17 protein-coding genes are annotated in these 18,618 nt (G+C 76.0%); 6 read left to right on the forward strand and 11 right to left on the reverse strand.

Features of this window, described 5'->3' with window-relative positions:
* Nucleotides 1–13: 13 nt before the first annotated feature.
* From MNY60_RS09880 to MNY60_RS09910, 7 genes are all read right to left on the reverse strand, one after another.
* Nucleotides 14–163, reverse strand: a complete 150-nt coding sequence (locus MNY60_RS09880) for a hypothetical protein (protein WP_242334739.1) — start codon at nucleotides 161–163, stop codon at nucleotides 14–16.
* A 128-nt stretch (nucleotides 164–291) separates the two neighbouring features.
* Nucleotides 292–699: a bacteriohemerythrin gene (locus MNY60_RS09885; RefSeq protein WP_242334742.1), complete on the reverse strand. Its 408-nt coding sequence runs from the start codon at nucleotides 697–699 to the stop codon at nucleotides 292–294.
* Between the two features lie 78 nt (nucleotides 700–777).
* On the reverse strand, nucleotides 778–1,737 hold the full coding sequence (locus MNY60_RS09890; RefSeq protein WP_242334746.1) for a DUF5996 family protein: 960 nt from the start codon (nucleotides 1,735–1,737) through the stop codon (nucleotides 778–780).
* Nucleotides 1,738–2,167: 430 nt separating this feature from the next.
* Complete coding sequence (locus MNY60_RS09895) at nucleotides 2,168–2,785, reverse strand: OmpA family protein (RefSeq protein WP_242334749.1); 618 nt, start codon at nucleotides 2,783–2,785, stop codon at nucleotides 2,168–2,170.
* A 129-nt stretch (nucleotides 2,786–2,914) separates the two neighbouring features.
* Nucleotides 2,915–3,871, reverse strand: a complete 957-nt coding sequence (locus tag MNY60_RS09900; RefSeq protein WP_242334752.1) for a COX15/CtaA family protein — start codon at nucleotides 3,869–3,871, stop codon at nucleotides 2,915–2,917.
* Nucleotides 3,872–3,951: 80 nt separating this feature from the next.
* Nucleotides 3,952–4,887, reverse strand: coding sequence for a phosphatase PAP2 family protein (locus MNY60_RS09905; RefSeq protein WP_242353011.1), 936 nt, complete (start codon nucleotides 4,885–4,887; stop codon nucleotides 3,952–3,954).
* Complete coding sequence (locus MNY60_RS09910; protein ID WP_242353009.1) at nucleotides 4,860–5,525, reverse strand: hypothetical protein; 666 nt, start codon at nucleotides 5,523–5,525, stop codon at nucleotides 4,860–4,862. Before MNY60_RS09910 ends, MNY60_RS09905 begins: the two co-directional genes overlap by 28 nt.
* 168 nt (nucleotides 5,526–5,693) lie before the next feature.
* Here MNY60_RS09910 and MNY60_RS09915 point away from each other — a divergent pair, with 168 nt between their 5' ends.
* Entirely contained in the window at nucleotides 5,694–6,356 is a 663-nt protein-coding gene (locus MNY60_RS09915; RefSeq protein ID WP_242334761.1) for a hypothetical protein, read from the forward strand.
* A gap of 116 nt (nucleotides 6,357–6,472) precedes the next feature.
* Here MNY60_RS09915 and MNY60_RS09920 read toward each other — a convergent pair whose 3' ends face one another.
* From MNY60_RS09920 to MNY60_RS09930, 3 genes are all read right to left on the reverse strand, one after another.
* Nucleotides 6,473–8,752, reverse strand: coding sequence for a response regulator (locus tag MNY60_RS09920; protein ID WP_242360540.1), 2,280 nt, complete (start codon nucleotides 8,750–8,752; stop codon nucleotides 6,473–6,475).
* A gap of 294 nt (nucleotides 8,753–9,046) precedes the next feature.
* Entirely contained in the window at nucleotides 9,047–9,529 is a 483-nt protein-coding gene (locus MNY60_RS09925; protein ID WP_242334767.1) for a spore coat U domain-containing protein, read from the reverse strand.
* A 171-nt stretch (nucleotides 9,530–9,700) separates the two neighbouring features.
* Entirely contained in the window at nucleotides 9,701–10,123 is a 423-nt protein-coding gene (locus MNY60_RS09930; protein ID WP_242353007.1) for a spore coat U domain-containing protein, read from the reverse strand.
* A gap of 125 nt (nucleotides 10,124–10,248) precedes the next feature.
* Between MNY60_RS09930 and MNY60_RS09935 the strand changes: the two genes are divergently transcribed.
* Together MNY60_RS09935 and MNY60_RS09940 are read left to right on the forward strand one after the other, a co-directional pair.
* On the forward strand, nucleotides 10,249–10,995 hold the full coding sequence (locus MNY60_RS09935) for a molecular chaperone (RefSeq protein WP_242360541.1): 747 nt from the start codon (nucleotides 10,249–10,251) through the stop codon (nucleotides 10,993–10,995).
* The gene (locus MNY60_RS09940; protein WP_242360542.1) at nucleotides 10,985–13,516 is read left to right on the forward strand and encodes a fimbria/pilus outer membrane usher protein; all 2,532 of its coding nucleotides are present in this window, start codon (nucleotides 10,985–10,987) and stop codon (nucleotides 13,514–13,516) included. The genes MNY60_RS09935 and MNY60_RS09940 overlap by 11 nt, the downstream gene beginning before the upstream one ends.
* Nucleotides 13,517–13,578: 62 nt before the next feature.
* Here the strand turns inward: MNY60_RS09940 and MNY60_RS09945 are convergent, their stop codons facing one another.
* On the reverse strand, nucleotides 13,579–14,397 hold the full coding sequence (locus tag MNY60_RS09945) for a YwiC-like family protein (protein WP_242334779.1): 819 nt from the start codon (nucleotides 14,395–14,397) through the stop codon (nucleotides 13,579–13,581).
* 185 nt (nucleotides 14,398–14,582) lie between these two features.
* On the opposite strand from MNY60_RS09945, the gene MNY60_RS09950 reads away from it, so the two are divergent.
* From MNY60_RS09950 to MNY60_RS09960, 3 genes are all read left to right on the forward strand, one after another.
* On the forward strand, nucleotides 14,583–15,146 hold the full coding sequence (locus MNY60_RS09950) for a TMEM165/GDT1 family protein (protein ID WP_242360543.1): 564 nt from the start codon (nucleotides 14,583–14,585) through the stop codon (nucleotides 15,144–15,146).
* 58 nt (nucleotides 15,147–15,204) lie between these two features.
* Nucleotides 15,205–15,945, forward strand: a complete 741-nt coding sequence (locus MNY60_RS09955; protein WP_242360544.1) for an MgtC/SapB family protein — start codon at nucleotides 15,205–15,207, stop codon at nucleotides 15,943–15,945.
* A gap of 64 nt (nucleotides 15,946–16,009) precedes the next feature.
* On the forward strand, nucleotides 16,010–18,618 hold a 2,609-nt coding region (locus tag MNY60_RS09960), incomplete at its 3' end, for a DUF3857 domain-containing protein (protein ID WP_242360545.1).

Raw genomic sequence — 18,618 nt, forward strand, 5'->3', positions numbered from 1 at the left:
GCTGGGCTCGCCGTCAGCGACGGCGGCGCAGACGGCCGGCGCGGGCAGGCACCGTCACGCGCGCGGGCAGCCGTGCCGGCCCGGACGGGCGGGTCAGCTTGGCGAGTGCAGCGACCAGCACGGCGAGCGAGACGGCGATCAGCACGGCGAGGAACGTGGCCACGAACACCTCCGGAGAGACCGAGGTGTCGAACCGCCGGCGCACAGCCGCAATTCCTTGCGTCGAGAACGGCTTCCGGGCCACGGGGAGACGGGCGAGCGCTCGCCGCGCTGGGACGCGACGGAGGTCCGTCAGCCGTGCGTGTGCGGCGCGACGTGCGCCGCGAGCCGCCGATCGGCGTCGTTCATGTGCGCCGCGAGGGCGGTCCGGAGGTCGAGCGCCGCGGTCGTGGCGAGCTGCTCGTCCCCGCTCGCGAACGCGCGCTGCAGCTCGCGCATCTGCTCGAGGAACGCGCCGTGCTCGCCCGCGTGGGCGTCGCGCTCGGGAAACGCGCTGCCCTCCATGAGCAGCTCCTCGCTGCCGAAGTGCGCCACGCTGTAAGCGAGGAGCTGATCGGCGAGGCGCCGCGCCATCCACGGGCGGCCCTGCTCGAGGGAGTCCACGAACGCGCTCACCAGCCCGATCTGCAGGTGGTGGTCGTGATCCATCGCCTCGTGCCCGACCTCGAGCCGGTCGTTCCAGGTGTGCGTCTCTTTCATGGCTCCTCCACGTGCCGGTCCGCGATCCGGGCACTCCCATTGCCGGCGGGCGAGCAGGCCTCAACGCCCGCCGGGGGGTCAGTGGACCGGCGGCGGGGCGCCGGAGGTCTCGCCGTAAGCCGGCGCGGCCGCCTCCGCGGGCGCGCCGCGCTCGAGCGCGGCGCGATCCCAGCCTCCGAGCTCCGCCCCTGCCTCGTAGGTGGTCTCGAGGAATTCCCGGAGCCGCGCGTCCGGATCGGCGTCGGCGCAGACCGCCGCGTAGGGCAGCAGGAACTCGTGCAGCCCCTGGTCGTAGCGGGCCTCGCGCGGACGGACGGGCGCGGAGGCGAAGCCCGGCGGCTCCGGCGCCGCGTACGCGTAGAACGCCGCGTCCTCGAACCCGCCACCGCCCGGCCAGAAGCCGAACGACATCACCTCGTGCGAGTAGGCCTCGCGCGTGATCCAGTCCGCGCCGGGACGCTCCGGCGCGCGCCGGCCGGAGAAGAGCGTGACCGCGAGGTCGAAGCTCCCCCAGAAGAAGTGCACCGGGCTCGCCTTGCCGAGGAAGCGCGCCCGGAAGTCGCACAGGACCCGGGTCGTCGCGAGGAGCACGCGCCAGAAGCGCTGCGCAAACTCCGGATCGTACGAGGCGTGGAGGTCGTCCTTGTCGAACGGGACGGGGTCGGGCACCTCCACCGGCATCGTGCGGATGGGCACGTCGATGGCGAGGTCGCGGAGCATCCCCATGAGCCGCGCGTGGAAGCGCGACACCGGCTGCGCCACGAGCGGCATCGCGCCGAAGGTCCCGTCGCTCGTCGCGACCTCGAGCTGGTGGTCGAGGAGATCGAGCGAGATCTCGAAGCCGGTCGCGCCGTGGAACATGAGCGAGGTCGTGAGCCCGCGCGCCGTCGGATAGAGCGGCACGTTCCACCAGTGGTTCACGAGCGGCGTGGACGCGAGGCGCACCTTGCCGATGACCTGCGTCCACATGTGCAGCGTCGCGCGCGTGTCGCTCCAGCGCGACAGCGGCAGCTCCGGCCACGCGATCCGGTCTCGCATGCTCCCCCCTCACGCCCGCGGCGCTCGTGTCTCTCAAGCTGCGCAGCCGAGGAAGGCCCGCGCCAGCGCCAGGTGGAGCGGGCTGGACCGAGCGGCCGAGCGAGCCACGAGCGCAGGAGGCGAGGAGGCGAGTGCACTGCCCTACCGCTCGACGGCTCGCCAGCCCCCCGCTAATCACTTCACCCGCCACTGGAACGACCGCGCCAGCAGGGAGGGGCCCCGTCGCGAAGCGACGGGGAGGGGTGCAACCCCTCCCGGCGGGGAGCCGTCGCGGGGGGGCCCCCCCCCGGGCCCCCCGGGGCCCGCGCCCCCCCCCCCCCCCCCCCCCCCCCCCCCCCCCCCCCCCCCCCCCCCCCCCCCCCCCCCCCCCCCCCCCCCCCCCCCCCCCCCCCCCCCCCCCCCCCCCCCCCCCCCCCCCCCCCCCCCCCCCCTAACTGGGATTCGGCACGTCGATGTGCACCTCGACCCGGCGGTTCTTCGCCCGGCCTTCCTTCGTGGCGTTGTCGGCGATCGGCTTCGACTCGCCGTATCCAGCGACCGAGATCTGCTCCTCGCGGACGCCCCGCGACACGAGCACGGTGCGGACGGAGTCCGCGCGCTTGCGGGAGAGCGTCTCGTTGAGCGAGTCGGAGCCGGACGAGTCGGTGTGGCCCTCGATCTGGATGCGGTCGTCCGCGTACTTCGCGAGGATGTCGCCCACCTGCGTGAGCTGCGTGACCGCCTCGGCCTTGAGGTCGGCGCTGTTCGTGTCGAACAGGATGTCGTTCTTCATGTTCACGAGGATCCCGTTCTCGGTGCGCTTCGCCTCGGCGACCTTCTCGAGCTCCTTGTGCTGCTTGTCGAGGTAGAGCCCGACCGAGCCGCCGGCCAACGCGCCGACGCCCGCGCCGATGAGCGCGCCCTTCTTGCCGCCCGCCAGCGCGCCGACGCCCGCGCCAAGGAGGGCGCCCGCGCCGCCGCCGATGGCCGTGCGCTTGCCGGCGGTGCCGCAGGCGATGAGGGTGACGAGCGTCGCAAGCGCGACGACCCGAGTGGTCCGAACGTGCATTTCAATTTCTCCTGGTTCTCCGTGCGACCGAGCCAGCGCTCGGGACGAGCGCAGCCCCCCGGCCGCACGCACGAGGCGCGGCATTGTACCCGGTCGCCTACGAGGACGTAACGGGGAGCCTGGCAGCGGCTAGCCGCGCAGCCCGGCGGGCAGGGCGGCAGGCGTCTCGCTCGGGACCTCCACCCGCCCCGGGGCGAGGCTGGCCGCCGCGAGGAGGACGAGCGCGACCCAGACGAGGTCGGCGAGCAGGAGGTGCAGGAGCTGCAGCGGGACCGGCGCGGCGAGCACGAGGTTCACGACGCCCGCGAGGAGCTCGGCGCCCACGAGCGCGATGAGGCCCAGCGCGGCCCGGCGGACGCGCGCGTCGGGGCGGAGCCGGAGGGCGAGCCGCGCCACGAGGAGCAGCACCGCGGCAGTGGCGATCGCCGCGAACGGGTGAAGGACGCGCAGGCGCAGCAGCACGTGCGCCTCGGTGGAGAGCTCCTGGCGCAGGCCCTCCGCGAAGCTCGTGGCCGGGAAGAGCGTGTCCCCGAGGGCGGCCACCGCCCCGGTCACGCCGGCGATGAGCACCGACGCGAACCCGAGCCACAGGCCGCCCGCGAGCGCCCCGCGCCCCGCGAAGCGCATCCCGCCGGGCTGCGCGCTCCAGTCCGCGGTGAGCGCCAGCGCGCCGAGCAGGAGGAACGTGTTCGTGAGGTGCACGCCCATCACCCAGCCGCGCGCGAAGGAGGTGTCCTTCGCCACCCAGCCGAAGAGGACGAGCCCCGCGCCGACGAGCGCCTCGAGGATCATGAGGCCGAGCGACGCCCACGCCGCCTTGCGGGTCGGATGGCCCGCGGGGAACGCACGGACGGCCGCGACGACGAGCGCCACGACGAGGAGCAGCGCCAGGCCGCTCATCGCGCGGTGGGTGAACTCGATGACGGTCTCGACCGCCGGGGCGCGCGGCACCACCTGGCCGTTGCACATCGGCCAGTGCTTGCCGCAGCCCGCGCCCGACCCGGTCGCGCGCACGAAGGCACCCCAGGCGACGACGAGCAGGTTGTAGGTGAGGACCGCCCAGGCGAACCGCGTGAACGAGCGCATGCGGGAGAGAAAGCATCGGCCCCGGCGCGGATCAACGGCATGACGTCGCGGCCCCCACCGGGGGGCGGGAGGGGCTCCGGTCAGTCGCGGACGACGAGCGCGAGCCCCGCACCGCCGGGGACGGCGAGCGGCACGACCGAGGCTCGCGGAGCGCGGATCGCGCGCCCGTCGGCGTCGAGCGGCGAGGCGCGGTGCCGGACCACCCACCTCCCCACGTAGAAGCCCATCGCCGAGCCCCACAGCGAGTCCGACAGGAAGTGGCGGTGGTCGATGACGTGGAACGCGACCAGCGTGGTCGTGGCGCCGTACCCGAGCACCTGCACCCAGACCGGCGGCCGGAAGTACGAAAGGCCCGCGGTGGCGAGGCTGAAGAGCGTCGCGGCGTGGCCCGACGGCGTGCCCGCAGGGTAGACGCGCAGCGCGTTCGCGGGGCCCTTGATGTCGCCGCTCTGGTCGCCGTCCCAGGGGCCGTCGCGCCCGAGCGCGAACTTGAGGGTGAGGTGGTAGACCTGCGAGACCGCGAGCGCCTCGCCCATGAGCGAGCAGCCCTGCGCGACCCGCTGGTCGCCGTGCGCTACCGCCCACCCCCAGGTCCCGAGCCCGCCGGCCGCGATCCCTGCCCAGAGGGTCGGCTGCATCCACTCCGTCCAGACGGTGGGCAGGCGCGAGTCGAGCTCCCGGTGAATCCAGCGATCGAGCCGCGCGTCGGCCGGGTCGTGGAGCGGGAACATCAGCGCGCCGACCGCGCCCGACCAGAGGGCGAGCTGCCCGAAGTCGCCCGCGCTCCAGCGCGGCGCGTTCGCGGGGATCGCGACGACGTCGTGGAGGACCCGCTGCAGGACGGGCATCTCGGCCCAGCGGAAGCGCGGGCCGAGGTACACGCCCTCGTCCTCGCCGGCGAGGGAGCCCGCGGGCGCCCCCGCGGCCAGCACGAGCGAGAGGACGACCGCGAGGCGCCCGATGGCGGCCGCCCCGCGGCGCGACGCGATCACTGGCAGGTCGGGGTCCCGGAGCACGTCAGGCCGGTGTCGCTGAAGCAGGCGTCGAACGTGACGCCGGGGCACGCCTTGGCCGTGAACGGCCCGCGCAAAAAGCCCCCCTGCTGGTCCGAGAACGTGACGTCGATCTCGCCCACGAGCTCCGTCGCGCCGACGGAGTCGATCCGGATCGTGCCCGTGGCGCTCGGCGGCGTGCCCGGGACGCACTGCGCGTCCGTCTTCTGCGCGGGGAGCAGCGCGGCGCGGATGGGACCGGACACGTTCGCGGCGATCGCCGGCACGGCCTCGTCGAGCGTCGCGTAGACCGCGTACGAGCCCGCGTCGAGCGCCGGGGCCTGCGCCGTCGCCGGGACCTGGGCGTGCGCCAGCAGCCCCGCGACGAACGTGAAGTCCTTGCGGCCGTGGCACGGGTCCGCGAGGGCGCATGCGCCCGCCTGCGGCGAGAACGCGATCAGCGCGTCGCCGATGCCGTAGGTGATCGGCACCCCGGGGAACGTACAGCTCGCCGACTGCTGCGGGCCCGCGAACACGACCTCCGCCGGGTCGAACGTCTGGCCGAACAGCTTCCCGGTCAGCGCCGGGCCCTTCTTGTCGTTGCCGCCGTCGCCGCAGGCCGTGAGGACGAGCGCGACGGAGAGTGCGAGGAGCTTCTTCATGGCGACCTCGGGATGGCGACCGCGTGCGAATCTTCCACCGTCGAGGAGCGCACCACCGCACGGACCTTGCGTCAACGTGCCGTTTCGAGGTCTCCCGCTCGGGTCGCGCTGCCGTGCGGGAGCGGCGCCGCTCCGCGGCGGCGCTATGCGTTCACCCGGAGGCCGATCATGCGCGTCCCTCATGCGCTCGCGGCGCTCGCGGCGGCTGCGCTCACGGGGTGCCCCGACAACGTGAAGACGCCGTTCGACCCGGCGGCCGGCTACCAGCCGATCGAGCCTTCCACCGCCGCCTTTCCGCCGCCGGACGGAGGCGACCCGCACCCCGAGGCCATCCAGATCGTGTCCGGCTGGCGCGAGGGCCGGCTCGCCTTCGCGCACGGCGCGGCCTACCTGCACGCGTCCGTGCCGCAGGTGCTCGAGGCGCTGCGCGACCCGCGCGTGAGCCGCATCCACGGCACGGACAGCTGGTACGCGACGGCGGACGTGGAGCCCGACTACCCCATCTCGTTCTCGATCCGCTACGCGGCGGGCCCGGCCATCTACAAGGGGCGGTGGACGATCGTGTACCGCGGCGGCCCGCTCCTCGGCACGCTGGAGGCGCCCGAGCAGATCGGGTTCCGCTACCAGAAGGTCGAGGGGATCGAGGACATCCGCGTGCAGTCGGGCTCGCTCGTCGCGTACGCCGTGGGTGACGGGGTCAGCGCCCTCGAGTTCGTCTGCCATCTCGACACCTCGAGCCGCGCCGACCAGGGGCCCGACGACGTGTACGGGACGGTGAACGACTGGTGGGTGGACCTCCGCGCCAAGGTCCGCGGCGAGCCGGTCCCCTGAGCTCGCCGCAGGCGCGCGGGCCGGCCGGAGGGGTCGCGGCCACCAGGACGCGCGGAGCTGGCCGGCGTCGAGCTGCGCGCTGCGGGCGCCAGCCCTCGACGTCCCGGAGATGACGCTCAGTCCAGCGTGTCGATGAGGGCGACGAGGTCGTCGATGTCCACCGGCTTCACGAGGTGCGCGCGGAAGCCCGCCTCGGCCGCGCGGCGCCGGTCCTCGGAGCCGCCGTAGCCGGTGAGCGCCACCAGCCGGACCGCCGGCACGAGCTCGCGCAGGCGCCGCGCTACCTCGAACCCGTCGAGCTCGGGGAGCCCGATGTCGACGAGCGCGATCTCCGGAGGCGCGTCGGCGGCGAGGGCGAAGGCGGAGCGCCCGCCGTCGGCCTCGCGCACGGCGTGGCCGCGGCGGCGCAGCAGCTCGCCGAGGGTCTCGCGGATGTCCGCGATGTCCTCGACGATGAGGATGTCGCGCGGGGTCACCGCGCGGGCCTCGGCCGCGGGGGGCACGGACGAGGCCGCCGGCGGCGCGGGCACCGCCGCGCCGGGAGGGAGCGCGGGGAGCCGCACGGTGAACGTCGAGCCGCGGCCGGGGCCGGGGCTCTCCACCCGCACCGTGCCGCCGTGCATCTCGACCAGGCTCTTCACGAGCGAGAGCCCGATGCCGAGGCCGCCGCGGGAGCGGTCCACTCCCTGCTCGGCCTGGACGAAGGGCTCGAAGATGCCGCCGGCGAGCTCGGGCGCGAGGCCGATCCCGTCGTCCTGCACCGAGAGGACGGCGAGGTCCCCCTCGCGCGTGAGCGCGACGCGCAGGTGGCCGCCGGGATCGGTGTACTTCGCGGCGTTCGCGACGAGGTTCTCCACCACCTGCGCGAGGCGGACCGCGTCACCGTCCACCCCGAGCCGCGCCTCGGGCAGGCTCACCACGAGGGCGTGCCGCCGCGACGTGACGAGCTCGTCCACCGTCTGCACCGCCTCCCGCACCACCTGGACGAGGTCGACGGTGTCCTTGCGCAGGCGGACCTTCCCGCTCCGGACCCGCGAGACGTCGAGCAGGTCGTCGACCAGGCGGGACATGTGCCGCACCTGCCGCCCCGCCGCCTGGAGCGCGCGCTCCCGCAGGCGGGCGTCGGCGCCGTACTCCTGGAGGAGTCGCACCGCGTTCGTCACCGGCGCGAGCGGGTTGCGGAGCTCGTGCGCCAGCATCGCGAGGAACTGGTCCTTGCGGCGGTCGGCCTCGCGCAGCTCCGCGTTGCGGCCCTGCAGCTCGGCGATGAGGCGATCGCGCTCGAGCGCCATCCCCACGGCGTAGCCGACGAGCTCGAGGGTGGCGGGGTCGTCCGGGTCGCACGCATCCCGCTCGGCGGAGCCGAAGGCGAGCGTGGCGACCACCTCTCCGCCCGCGAGGCACGGCCGCGCCACGCAGCAAGCGACGCCGAGCACGGCGGCGATCGGCGGCAGCGGCTCTCCGCGCGCCGACACCCACGGGGCGAGCCCGCCCAGGATCGCCTCGGCCGAGTCGAGCGCGGCCAGGAGCCCCGGCTCGGCCGCCCCACCGCCCGCGGCGGCGAGCGTCAGCCGCCCGTCCGGGCCGGCGACGTGCAGCGCCCAGCGCTCGAGCCCGAGGTGCGAGGCCACGCGGTCGCAGATGGCCGGGAGCCGCTCGCGCACGCTCTCGGCCGTGAGCAGATCGCTGCGGACGCTGGAGAGGATCTTGAGCCGCTGGTTCGCGCGGTGGAGCGTCTCCACGAGCCGCCGCTCCCGCTCCATCTCGCGCCGGAGCGCCTCCTCCTCCCAGCGGCGCCGCGCCTCGGCCACGTTCCGCGCGAGCTCGCGCTCCTGCGCCGCGCGGAGGAGCTCCGCGTTGCGGCGCAGGGCCTCGTTCTTCCGGTGCGCCTCGATGAAGAACGCGACCTTCGCGCGGAGCGCCTGCTCCGGCACGGGGGTGGTGAGGAAGTCGACGGCGCCGAGCGAGTAGCCGCGCTCGAGCAGCCGCACGTCGGAGCTCGCGGTGAGGAAGATGATGGGCGTGTGACGCGTCCGCTCGCGCGCGCGCACGAGCTTCGCCATCTCGAGCCCCGACATCCCCGGCAGGTTGACGTCGAGGAGGATGAGCGCGACCTGGCGCCTGAGGAGGATGCGCAGCGCGTCCTCGGCGGTGGAGGCCTCGACGATGCGCGCCCCCGAGCCGGAGAGGAGGGCGCGCGTCACCTCGAGGTTGCGCGGGTCGTCGTCGACCGCGAGCACGTCGATCGGCTGGGCCTCGCCGATCGAGACCGGCCGCTCGGCGTCCGCTCGCGGGCGCTCCGCGCGCGTGGTGTTGCGCTCCGCGGGCGCGCGCGCCGGCGGCTCGGAGCGGTCGCCGTCCGGGTGGTTCGCGGGCGAGGGAGGCAGGTTCTCCATCGTGTCTTCGTGGATATGCGCGGCGAGCCGAGGCCGCGCGTGCCGTGGAAGACGCCACGCGAGGGGGCCCCTCAAATAGATCGGGGAGTTGCCGTAGAGAAGTGCCCCCGCCGGGGCGGCGGCGAACTGGCGGCGTTCTGGCTCGACGATCTCCGGACGTCCGCCGCCGTTCGATCGACCGCGCACGGCGGTCCCGGGCCCCGCGTCGAGCTCGCGCCCAGAAAACGAAAAACCCGGGACCATCGAGGTCCCGGGTGTCCCCCTCCGCGCCGGACGCTGCCGGCGTGAGTGCGCCTAGTAGTTCACGGTCACGGTGACCGTGTCGCTGTAGCTCCCGGCGGTGGGGTACTGGCCCGCGGGGATGCGCGCGTAGACGAAGAGCAGGTTGCCGGCCTTGCCCGCCGCGCCCTGGGACGCCGGCATGGCGGCGTTCGTCCAGACGGCCGTGCGGGTCGAGTCGGAGTAGAGCTCGTAGCCGAGCACGTCGCCCGCGCCGGACATCTGGCGCGTCCCCGAGATGCCCGAGGTGCCGTTGTCGAGGCCGACCGTGAAGGAGGTGCCCTTGGTGCAGGTGACGGTGAGCGACCCCTGCGCGTCGAGGTCGACCCCGGCGGTGGGATCGTAGCTCCCGAAGGCGATGTCGCTCGTCGTGACCGAGCACTTCGCGGCCACCTGGGCGGTGACGGCGAAGGTGTTCGTGGCGGTCGCGGCGCGCGCGGCCGTGGAGAGGAGGGCGGCGGCGAGCGCGACGGAGAGGCGGAGGGCGGTGCGGTTCATGGGGCGGGTCCTTGCGTGGGTGGTCGGCGGCGGATCCTGCACGCGCGCCTGGCAATCGCCAGCATATTGCGTTTGCGATGGCGCAGAAGGCCACGATCCCGTGACGCGCAAAAGTGCGCCGAGCACGCCGCTGTGGGTGAACCGGGCACGGGAGCGCACGCGATAGCGCGCTCAGTAATTGATCGTCACGGTGATCGTGTCGTCGTACGCGCCGACGGACACGTCCTGGGCCGCGAACGCCCGCGCGTACACCGCGATCGTCCGGTCGCTCGGAGAGGCCGACGCCCACGTGGACGTGCCGGGAGCTCCGTCGCCCCACACGATCGAGCGGGCCGCGTCGAGGTACAGGTCGTACCGGAGCAGGTCGCCGCCCGGCCCCCGCATCGCGCGCGAGGAGAACGACCCGGACCGTCCCGGCCCGATCGCGATCGTGACGGGCGTCTGCGAGCAGTGCTGCAGGGTGATGGTCCCGGTCGTGTCGAGCGGCACCGTCGAGAAGGGATCGTAGGCGCCGAAGGCGATGGCGCTCGCGACGCTCACGCTGCAGGTGGGCTGGACCGCGGCCGCGTCCCGCGCGCAGAGGACGGCGCCCACCACCGCCGCGGCGAGGGCCGCGCGACGCGCTGCGGTGCGAGCATGTGAGCGCGGCCGTTTCATTGCTGGCGTCGAATTGCGCGTATTAGACTCCGGCGCCGCCCACCCCGCCACTTCACGTGCTCATGCGACCGCTCCTCCGTGCCGCCCGCGCCCTCCTCGTCCTCGCCGCGCTCGCGGCCGGGGCCGCCCGCGCCGGCGACCTCGACGTCACGCCGGTGAACGTGGAGCTGTCCGGCGGCGCCCGCACCGCGCTCATGTCGCTGCGGAACCGCGGCGGCGCCCCGGCGCGCTACCAGATCCGCGCGTTCCGCTGGGCGCAGAAGCCCGACGGGGCGATGGACCTGTCCCCCACGCGCGAGCTCGCCGTCTTCCCGCCGCTCCTCGAGCTCGGGGCGGGAGAGGCGCGCTCCCTGCGCATCGGGACCGACGCTGCGCCGGCCGCGACCGAGCGCACCTGGCGCATCTTCATCGAGGAGCTGCCGCAGGCCGAGACCGCGGAGGACGCCGCGCGCGTGAAGGTGCTGACCCGCGTCGGCGTGCCCGTCTTCCTCGCCCCGGCCGCACGCGTCGAGCACGGTGAGCTCGCGTTCCTCGGTCGCGACGGCACGCACGTCCGCTTCGCGCTGCGCAACCCCGGGACGGTGCGCCTGCGGCCGAGCGCGGTGACGCTCGCGCTCGTCGCGGCCGACGGCGCGCGGGTGCTCGAGAGATCGCTCGAGGCCTGGTACGTGCTCGCGGGCGGCGAGCGCGTCTACGAGGTCGCGGTCCCGCCGGAGGCGTGCGCGCGCGCCGCCAGCGTCGTCGTCTCGGCCGCGCTGGCGCGCGGCGCGATCGAGGCGCGCGCTCCGGGCGCGTGCCGTGATCCGTAGGAAGCTCGCCCGCGCGCTCGCGCTCGTCGCCGCCGCGGCCGCCGCGGCGGCGTTGGCCACGACACCGACCGCGACCTCGACGAAGACCGCGGCCCCGATCTCGACGTCCACCCCGACCCCGACCCCGACCCCGACCTCGACCTCGACCCCGACCCCGACCGCGAACCCGGCGCCGCCTTCGACCGCGACCCCGACCGCGGCCCTCCCCCTCGCGAGCGCGGAACAGCTCGACCTCACCTCGCCACCCGCCGCGGCGGCCCCCCGGGACCTCTCGGCCGCCGAGGGCGACCTTCGCCCCGCCTTCCTCCAGCTCTTCGTGAACGGGGTGCCGGCCGACACCGCCCTCGTGCTCGTGGCGCCGCAGGACATCTGGATCGCGCCCGCCGACCTCGTGCGCGCGGGCCTCGCCGGCTTCGGCGGCGCCCGCCGCGAGCTCGACGGCCGCACGCTCGTGTCGCTCCGCTCGCTCGCGCCCGGCGTGCGCTTCGATCTCGACGAGCGCGCGCTCGCGATCCGGCTCGAGACCGCCGCATCGCTCCTCGGCCACGGCGCGCTCGACCTGCGCGCGTCGAGCCGCCCTGCCGGGCTGGAGACGGGAGACGCGCCGAGCGCGTTCCTCAACTACGCGGGGCGCGCCACCACCCAGCAGGACGTGTCCGGGTTCCTCGAGGCGGGCGTCTCGCACGGCTCGGCGCTCCTCGCCGGCTCGGTCTCGGCGACCCGGGCGGCGGGCGCGGTGCGCGGGCTCACGACCCTCACGATCGACCGCCCGGCGCGGCTCCTCCGCCTGACCGCCGGCGACGCGGCGATCCCCCCCGACGCGCTCTCCGGCGCGCCGCTCGTGGGCGGCGTCGGCCTCGCGCGCGAGCTGTCGCTCGATCCGTACCTCGCGCGGACGCCGCTCCCCGGCGCCACCGCCTTCGCCGCCACGCCCTCCACCATCGACGTCTACGTGAACGGCGCGCTCGCGCGCACGCTCACGGTCGCGCCGGGCACCTACGACCTCTCGAACCTGCCCGTCAGCACGGGGGCGAACGACGTCCGGATCGTGGTGCGCGACGCCTTCGGGCGCACGCAGGCGATCGAGGCGGCGCACTACCAGGCGCAGGGCCTGCTCGCCCCCGGGCTCGACGAGCCCGGCCTGTGGGTCGGCGCGGTGCGCGAGCGCTTCGGCACGGAGAGCTTCGCCTACGGCGATCCCATCCTCGTCGCGCGGGAGCGGCGCGGCTTCACGCGCGCGTTCACCGGCGGCGCGCGGCTGGAGCTCGGCCCGCGCGTGCAGCAGGGCGGCGCCTCCGCCGCGCTCGGCGTCGGCTCGAGCGAGCTCGAGCTCGCGGGCGCCGCGAGCGCGGACGAGGGCACGCCCGGCGCCGCCGCGTTCCTCGCCTGGCGCCACGTCGCGCGCCGCTTCGCGCTGGGCGCGGACGCCTCGCTCCTCTCCACCCGGTACGCGAACTCGACGCTCTCGGCCGCCGCCGACCGCGCCCTGTGGCGCGCCGGCGCGTACGCCACGGCGCCGCTCGGCCGGGGAGCGAGCCTGCAGCTCCAGTACGTCGGCGCGGAGCAGCGCGACGCGGGGGCGAGCCACCGCGTCGAGGTGCGCACCTCCCTGCGCGTGCGCGCGGGCGCGTGGCTCCTCCTCTCCGCCTCGGTCACGAGGGATCGCGCCGCGGAGGCGGCCGGCGCGGTGTTCGCGCAGCTCGTCCTCTCCGCGCCGGGCGGGGGGACCCTCGACGCGGGCGTCCGCTCGAGCCGCGCCGGCGCGAGCGCGAGCACGGGGCTGTCGCGCTCGGTCCCGGTCGGCCCGGGCGTCGGCTACCAGCTCCGCGCCGACTCCGCCGCCGGCGGGACGGTGAGCGGCCTCCTGCAGGCGCAGCCCGAGTTCGGTCACTACGAGCTCGGTTACGCCCGGGTGGACGGGAGCGAGGCCGGGTCCGCGTCCGCCTCGGGCGCGCTCGTGCTCGTCGGTGGCCGGCTCTTCGCCACCCGCCCCGTCGAGCAGGGCTTCGCGCTCGTGCGCGTCCCGGGCGTCGGCGGCGTTCGCGCCTACCTCGACCGGCGCCCGGTCGGGCGCACCGACGGGCGGGGCGACCTGCTCGTCCCGGGGCTCCTGCCGTACTACGGCAACCGCCTCGGGATCGAGGACGCGGACGTGCCGCAGAGCTACCGCGTCGGCCTCACGGAGCGGCTCGTCGCGGCGCGGCCGCGCGGCGCGGCGCTGGTGCGCTTCGACGTCACCCGGCTGCGCGCCGTCGAGGGGTGGCTCCGGATCGCGCGGCGCGACCGCGCCGACGTGCCCGCCTACGGGACGTTCGAGGTGGACGTCGCCGGCGGCACGCGCCGCTCGCCGGTCGGCGCCGACGGCGCCTTCTGGCTCGAGGACGTCCCGGCCGGCGCGCACGCCGCGCGGATCTACTGGAAGGGCGAGCTGTGCGAGCTGCCGCTCGAGATCCCGGACAGCGGCACGGGCGTGCTCGAGCTCGGCACGATCACCTGCGGCGCGCGCGAGCCGATGCTCTGACGCGTCGGATCATTGCGCCGCCGGAACCCGGTCGCGCCGGCGCAGGACCGTGAGCTCCCTCGCTACCGGAGCCCCGCGACGAGGATCACGAGCGTCACCGCCGAGGAGCCGACGATCGCCCAGCCGAGCGGGCGCAGCCGCTTCGGCGAGAACCGCGCGAGGCTGATCACGATCGAGAGGAGCGCGGTCGGCAAGGTCGCCCAGGCGAGCGCGGCGGGGAGCCCGGCGGCGGAGAGCAGCACGGCCACACCGGCGAGCGCCGCGGCGAGCGCGGCGTGGAGCCTCCCCGGATCCTCGGCGCCCTTCGAGCGGGCGCGGGCGAGGATGACCCGCACGCCGAGGGTCGCCGCCGCGAAGGCGAGGATCCAGGCGAGCGCGGCGGCGAGCGCGTCGTCCGCGGGCGCGTGGCCGGCGAGGGCGACGGCCCAGCCGGCCGAGGAGAGCGCGGCGGCCACGACGATCTCGCCGAGCGTCGTCTTCTCGAGCCGCCTCCAGACGAGGAGCGCCACGACGAGCGCGAGCACCGCCGGGAGCAGGAGCGCGGCGCGGGCCGACGCGGGCGCGAGCGCGATGCCGATCGCGCCGGTGACGGCGGCGAGGCCCCCCGTGACGGCGAGCCAGCGCCGCGCGCGCCCGCCCTCCTCCTCCGCGACGCGCCGCCCGCGCTGGCCGAGCAGGACCAGGAGCGGCTCGTGCGCGATGAACGCGAGGACCACCGCCGCCGTGAGCGCGGCGGGCGCGAGGCCAGGCCGCCCGATCGCGAGCGCGGTGAGGAGCGGCATCGCGAGCTGACCCCAGGCGCCGTGCTCGTGCGGGAGCATCGAGCGGGGCGGAGCGGCGGGGCGGGCGGGCGGGCGCTGGACGGTCGCGGTCGAGTTCATCACGTGGAGTGCCTTGAGCAAGTTGCCGGCCAGGCCCGAAGACGGCGGATGTTCGAGGGTTTACCTCGCCTCTGCCCCGTGCCGCCACCGGTCCGGCGTTGCCCCGCGCACCGATGGACCGGTGTTCGTTGACCGAGCCTCCCTCGTCGGGTATCGGTTCGCCCCCGCTCGAGGGCCCGCCCGCCGTGCAAGCCATCCTCAGCTCCTTCCTCCTCGTCGCCGTGAGCGAGATGGGCGACAAGACCCAGCTCCTCGCGTTCTCGCTCGCCACGCGATTCCGCAAGCCGTGGCCGGTGATGGCCGGCATCCTCGTCGCGACGGTCGCGAACCACGCGCTCGCGTCCTCGGTCGGCGCGTGGATCTCCGCCAACGTGCCCGCCCACGTGCTCGCGGGGATCCTGGCCGCGACCTTCATCGCCTTCGGGGTGTGGACGCTCCGGCCGGACACCATCGACGAGGCGAGCGGGCCGGAGCGGTTCGGCGCCTTCCTCACCACCACGGTCCTCTTCTTCCTCGCGGAGATGGGCGACAAGACCCAGCTCGCGACGGTCGCGCTCGCGGCCCGCTACGAGTCGGTCGTCCGCGTGACGATCGGCACCACGCTCGGCATGCTGGCCGCGGACGGCCTCGCGGTGTTCCTGGGCGAGCGGGTGGCGGACCAGGTCTCGTCGCGCAAGATGCGGTGGGCGGCCGCGTCGCTGTTCTTCCTGTTCGGCGCGCTCTCGCTCGTGGCGGCCTTCCGCTCCTGACCGCGCGCCCCGTCCGGCGCCGACGCCGCGGGCGCGTGGGGTGGATGATGAGGGGACCATGGCGCCCGCGCTCTCCGAGGTCCTCTCCGCCGTGCCCCTCGACGTGCTCGTCTCCCGCGCTCACGGCGACGCCCTCGCCCACCTGCTCGCGGCGCTCGTGGCGGGCGGCGCCATCGGCATGGAGCGCAGCTACCACGGCCGGCCGGCCGGGTTCCGCACCCACGCGCTCGTGTGCCTCGCGGCGAGCCTCCTCATGCTCGTCACCGTCTACCAGGCGGAGTGGTTCCCCGGCGCGCCCGAGACGGTGCGGGTCGATCCCACCCGCATGGCGCAAGGGATCATGACCGGCATCGGCTTCCTCGGCGCGGGCGTGATCTTCAAGGAGGGGCTCACCGTCCGCGGCCTCACCACGGCGGCGTCCATCTGGATCACCTCGGCCATCGGCGTGCTCACCGGGACCGGCCAGTACGTGCCGGCGCTCTACGCGACGCTCCTCACGCTCGGCGTGCTCAGCCTCTTCCGCTGGATCGAGGCGCGGGCGCCGGCCCACAAGTTCGCGCACCACCGGATCCGCTTCGATCGCGGCGACGCGATGGGGGAGGACGCCGTGCGCGCCTTGCTCGCGGAGAACGGGTTCGCGCTGGCCGGCCTCTCCTACGCGCTGGCGGACGAGGGCCGGTCCTTCGAGTACCAGATGACGATCAGCACGCACGACGAGCGGAACTTCGGGCGACTCGCCCGGGCGCTCGACGGGCTGCCCCAGGTGCGCGAGTTCCGGATCTCGCCCTCCGGCGACTGATCGCGCGGCGCCTGCCCGGCAGACGTCGCTGGCGGCCCGCCCGGCTCTCCTCCAGAATGCGGCGGTGCCTACCCACCTCCGCTTCCTGCTCGCGCTCGCCGCGGCGCTCCTCTCCGTGCGCGCCGCGCGCGCCGCCGCCCCCTGGGAGGGCGCGCCGCTCTCCGCCGACCCCGCCGCGGTGCGGGCCGCCGCCGACGCGCTCCCGCCGCCCGGCGGCGCGCCGCTCGACGTGCTCCTCGAGGAGGCGATCTACCGGCTCGACGCGCAGGGCGCCGCGGCGCAGACCTACCGCCTCGTCTACCGCCCCATGAGCGGCGAGGCCGCGCGCGCGTCCGCCCGCGTCGAGCGAGCCTGGGCGCCCTGGAGCGAGAGCCGGCCGGAGATCCGCGCGCGCGTCGTCGCGCCCGACGGCGTCTTCACGCTCGACCCGGCCGCCCTCGCCGAGGGGCCCGTCGAGGATCCCGGCGCCCCGCCCTCCAAGCGGCGCGAGCTCTCCGGGACGATCCCCGGCGTCCGGCCGGGCGCCGTCGTCGAGCAGGTCACGACCGTGCGCGAGACCTCGCTCGCCGCCGGCGGCACGGTCCAGCGCTTCGGCCTGGGCAGGGCCTCTTCCGCGCGGCTCGTGCGCGTCCGCATCGAGGCGCCCGCCGCGCTGCCGGTCCGCTTCGTCGTCCGCGGCGTCGAGCTCGCCCCCGTCGAGACGGTCGCGAACGGGATCCGGACGCTCGTCTTCGAGCGCCGCGACGCGAGCGGGACGCCGCCGCGCGACCCCGGCGCGCCGCCGGAGCTCGCGCCCGCGCCGTACCTCGCGTTCGCGGCGGGGCAGTCCTGGGCCGACGTCGCCGGCCGCGTGCGAGCGATCTTCGAGGGCGCCATCGCGGGCTCGGACCTCCGCGCCGAGGCGCGCGCCGCGCTGGGCGCGGGGCGGCCGAAGCGCGAGGAGGCGGTGCGCCGGATCGCGGCGTTCCTGCGCCCCCGCGTGCGCGCGACCGGGGTGCCGGTGGACGAGGCGCCGCTCGCGCCGGGGAAGCCGGCGGAGGTGCTCGCGCGCGGCGAGGGCGACGCGAAGGACCTCGCCGCGCTGTACGTCGCCCTCCTGCGCGCCGCCGGCCTCGAGGCCGAGGTCGCCCTCACCTCGGGCGAGTGGGGCGACCCGCCGCGCGAGGTCCCCGGGCTCGGCGTCTTCGATCGCGCCCTCGTCCACGTGGGCGGCAAGGGCGCGGCGATCTGGATCGACCCGGCCTCGCCCCGGCTCCCGCCGGGGACGCTGCCGCTCGAGCTGCAGGGCAAGCTCGCGCTCGTCGTCGCGCGCAAGACGCGCGACCTCGTCCGGACGCCTGCGTCGGGCCCCGCGGACAACGCCGCGCTCACCGTGCGGGAGCTTCACCTCGCGGAGCTCGGGCGCGGCCGCGTGGTCGAGACCCGCGAGCTCTCGGGGGCGCTCGCCTCGAGCGAGCGCGAGTTCCGGGCGCGGATCCCCGCCGATCACCGCGATCGCATCGACGAGCGGTACGCGCGGGAGGTGCTGCGCGCCGGCACGTTCCTCGGCGCGGAGGTGCAGCACCTCGACGATCCCGCCGCGAAGCTCGCCGTCCGCGTCGAGGCGGACGAGAGCGCGCTCGCGGAGACCGGCGACGACGACGCGCTCGTGCCGGTCGGCGCCGCGCCGGTGCTCGAGCCGCTCCCGGCGTTCCTGACCCAGGCGCGCGAGGGAGAGGCAGAGCCCGCGCCGCGCCGCGACGACGTGGCCCTCGCGCTGCCGTACCGCTGGGAGCTGCGCTACCGCGTCTTCCCGCCGGACGGCTTCCGGGCGCGCCGGCTCCCGGAGGACGCCATCGAGCGCTTCGGGCCCGCCACGCTCACCCGCCGCTTCTCCGCGGGGAAGGACGGCACGGTCACCGCCACCTACGTGTTCGACACCGGCGGCCGCCGCCTCGGCGCGGCCGACGCCGACGCCCTCGCCGCGCGCGCGCGGTCCCTCGCCGGCGGCGAGCCGGAGCGGATCGCGTTCGAGCGGACCGCCGCGGCGCTACTCGCGGACGGCCAGGTGAAGGAGGGCCTCGCGGAGCTCCGGCGCCTCGGCGCCGCGCACCCGCGCGAGGCGATGCACCCGCTCCACCTCGCGCTCGCGCTGCTCGAGCTGGGCGATGGTGAGGGCGCGGCGGCGGAGGCGCGCCGCGGCATCGCCCTCGAGCCCGCGCGCGCCTGGGGTCACCGGGTGCTGGGCTGGATCCTGGAGCACGACGCCGTCGGCCGCCGCTTCGGCCACGGCTACGACCGCGCGGGCGCGATCGCCGCCTACCGCCGGGCCGCGGAGCTCGACCCCCGCCACGCCGGGGGGCGCTCCGCCCTCGCGGAGCTCCTCTCGCGCGGCGCCGGGGGAATGTTCCTCGGGACGGGGGCGGACCTCGGCGCCGCCCTCGCGGAGTACGAGGCGCTCCGCGCCGACGCAGGCGCGGGCCCGTACGACGCGGGGCTGCTCGCGGCGCTGCTCGCGGCCGGGCGGCACGCCGACGCCCTCGCGCTCGCGCGCGGGCTCGGCCCTTCCCCCGAGCGGAACGCGATCCTCGTCGCCGCCGCGGCGGTGCTGGGCGGCGCCGGGAAGGCGGAGGCGGAGGCGGACGCGCTCGGCGACGACGGGCGCACCGCGCTCCGCGACGCCGCGGCGCGGCT

This window comes from Anaeromyxobacter sp. SG17, assembly GCF_022690695.1.
Lineage (GTDB): Bacteria > Myxococcota > Myxococcia > Myxococcales > Anaeromyxobacteraceae > Anaeromyxobacter > Anaeromyxobacter soli.

What these genes read in the sequence shown, in the direction of transcription:
- MNY60_RS09885 (WP_242334742.1), bottom strand. Translation starts at nt 699, where the DNA reads ATGAAAGAGACGCACACCTGGAACGACCGGCTCGAGGTCGGGCACGAG.
- MNY60_RS09890 (WP_242334746.1), bottom strand. Translation starts at nt 1,737, where the DNA reads ATGCGAGACCGGATCGCGTGGCCGGAGCTGCCGCTGTCGCGCTGGAGC.
- MNY60_RS09895 (WP_242334749.1), bottom strand. Translation starts at nt 2,785, where the DNA reads ATGCACGTTCGGACCACTCGGGTCGTCGCGCTTGCGACGCTCGTCACC.
- MNY60_RS09900 (WP_242334752.1), bottom strand. Translation starts at nt 3,871, where the DNA reads ATGCGCTCGTTCACGCGGTTCGCCTGGGCGGTCCTCACCTACAACCTG.
- MNY60_RS09910 (WP_242353009.1), bottom strand. Translation starts at nt 5,525, where the DNA reads ATGAAGAAGCTCCTCGCACTCTCCGTCGCGCTCGTCCTCACGGCCTGC.
- MNY60_RS09915 (WP_242334761.1), top strand. Translation starts at nt 5,694, where the DNA reads ATGCGCGTCCCTCATGCGCTCGCGGCGCTCGCGGCGGCTGCGCTCACG.
- MNY60_RS09920 (WP_242360540.1), bottom strand. Translation starts at nt 8,752, where the DNA reads ATGGAGAACCTGCCTCCCTCGCCCGCGAACCACCCGGACGGCGACCGC.
- MNY60_RS09925 (WP_242334767.1), bottom strand. Translation starts at nt 9,529, where the DNA reads ATGAACCGCACCGCCCTCCGCCTCTCCGTCGCGCTCGCCGCCGCCCTC.
- MNY60_RS09935 (WP_242360541.1), top strand. Translation starts at nt 10,249, where the DNA reads ATGCGACCGCTCCTCCGTGCCGCCCGCGCCCTCCTCGTCCTCGCCGCG.
- MNY60_RS09945 (WP_242334779.1), bottom strand. Translation starts at nt 14,397, where the DNA reads ATGAACTCGACCGCGACCGTCCAGCGCCCGCCCGCCCGCCCCGCCGCT.
- MNY60_RS09955 (WP_242360544.1), top strand. Translation starts at nt 15,205, where the DNA reads ATGGCGCCCGCGCTCTCCGAGGTCCTCTCCGCCGTGCCCCTCGACGTG.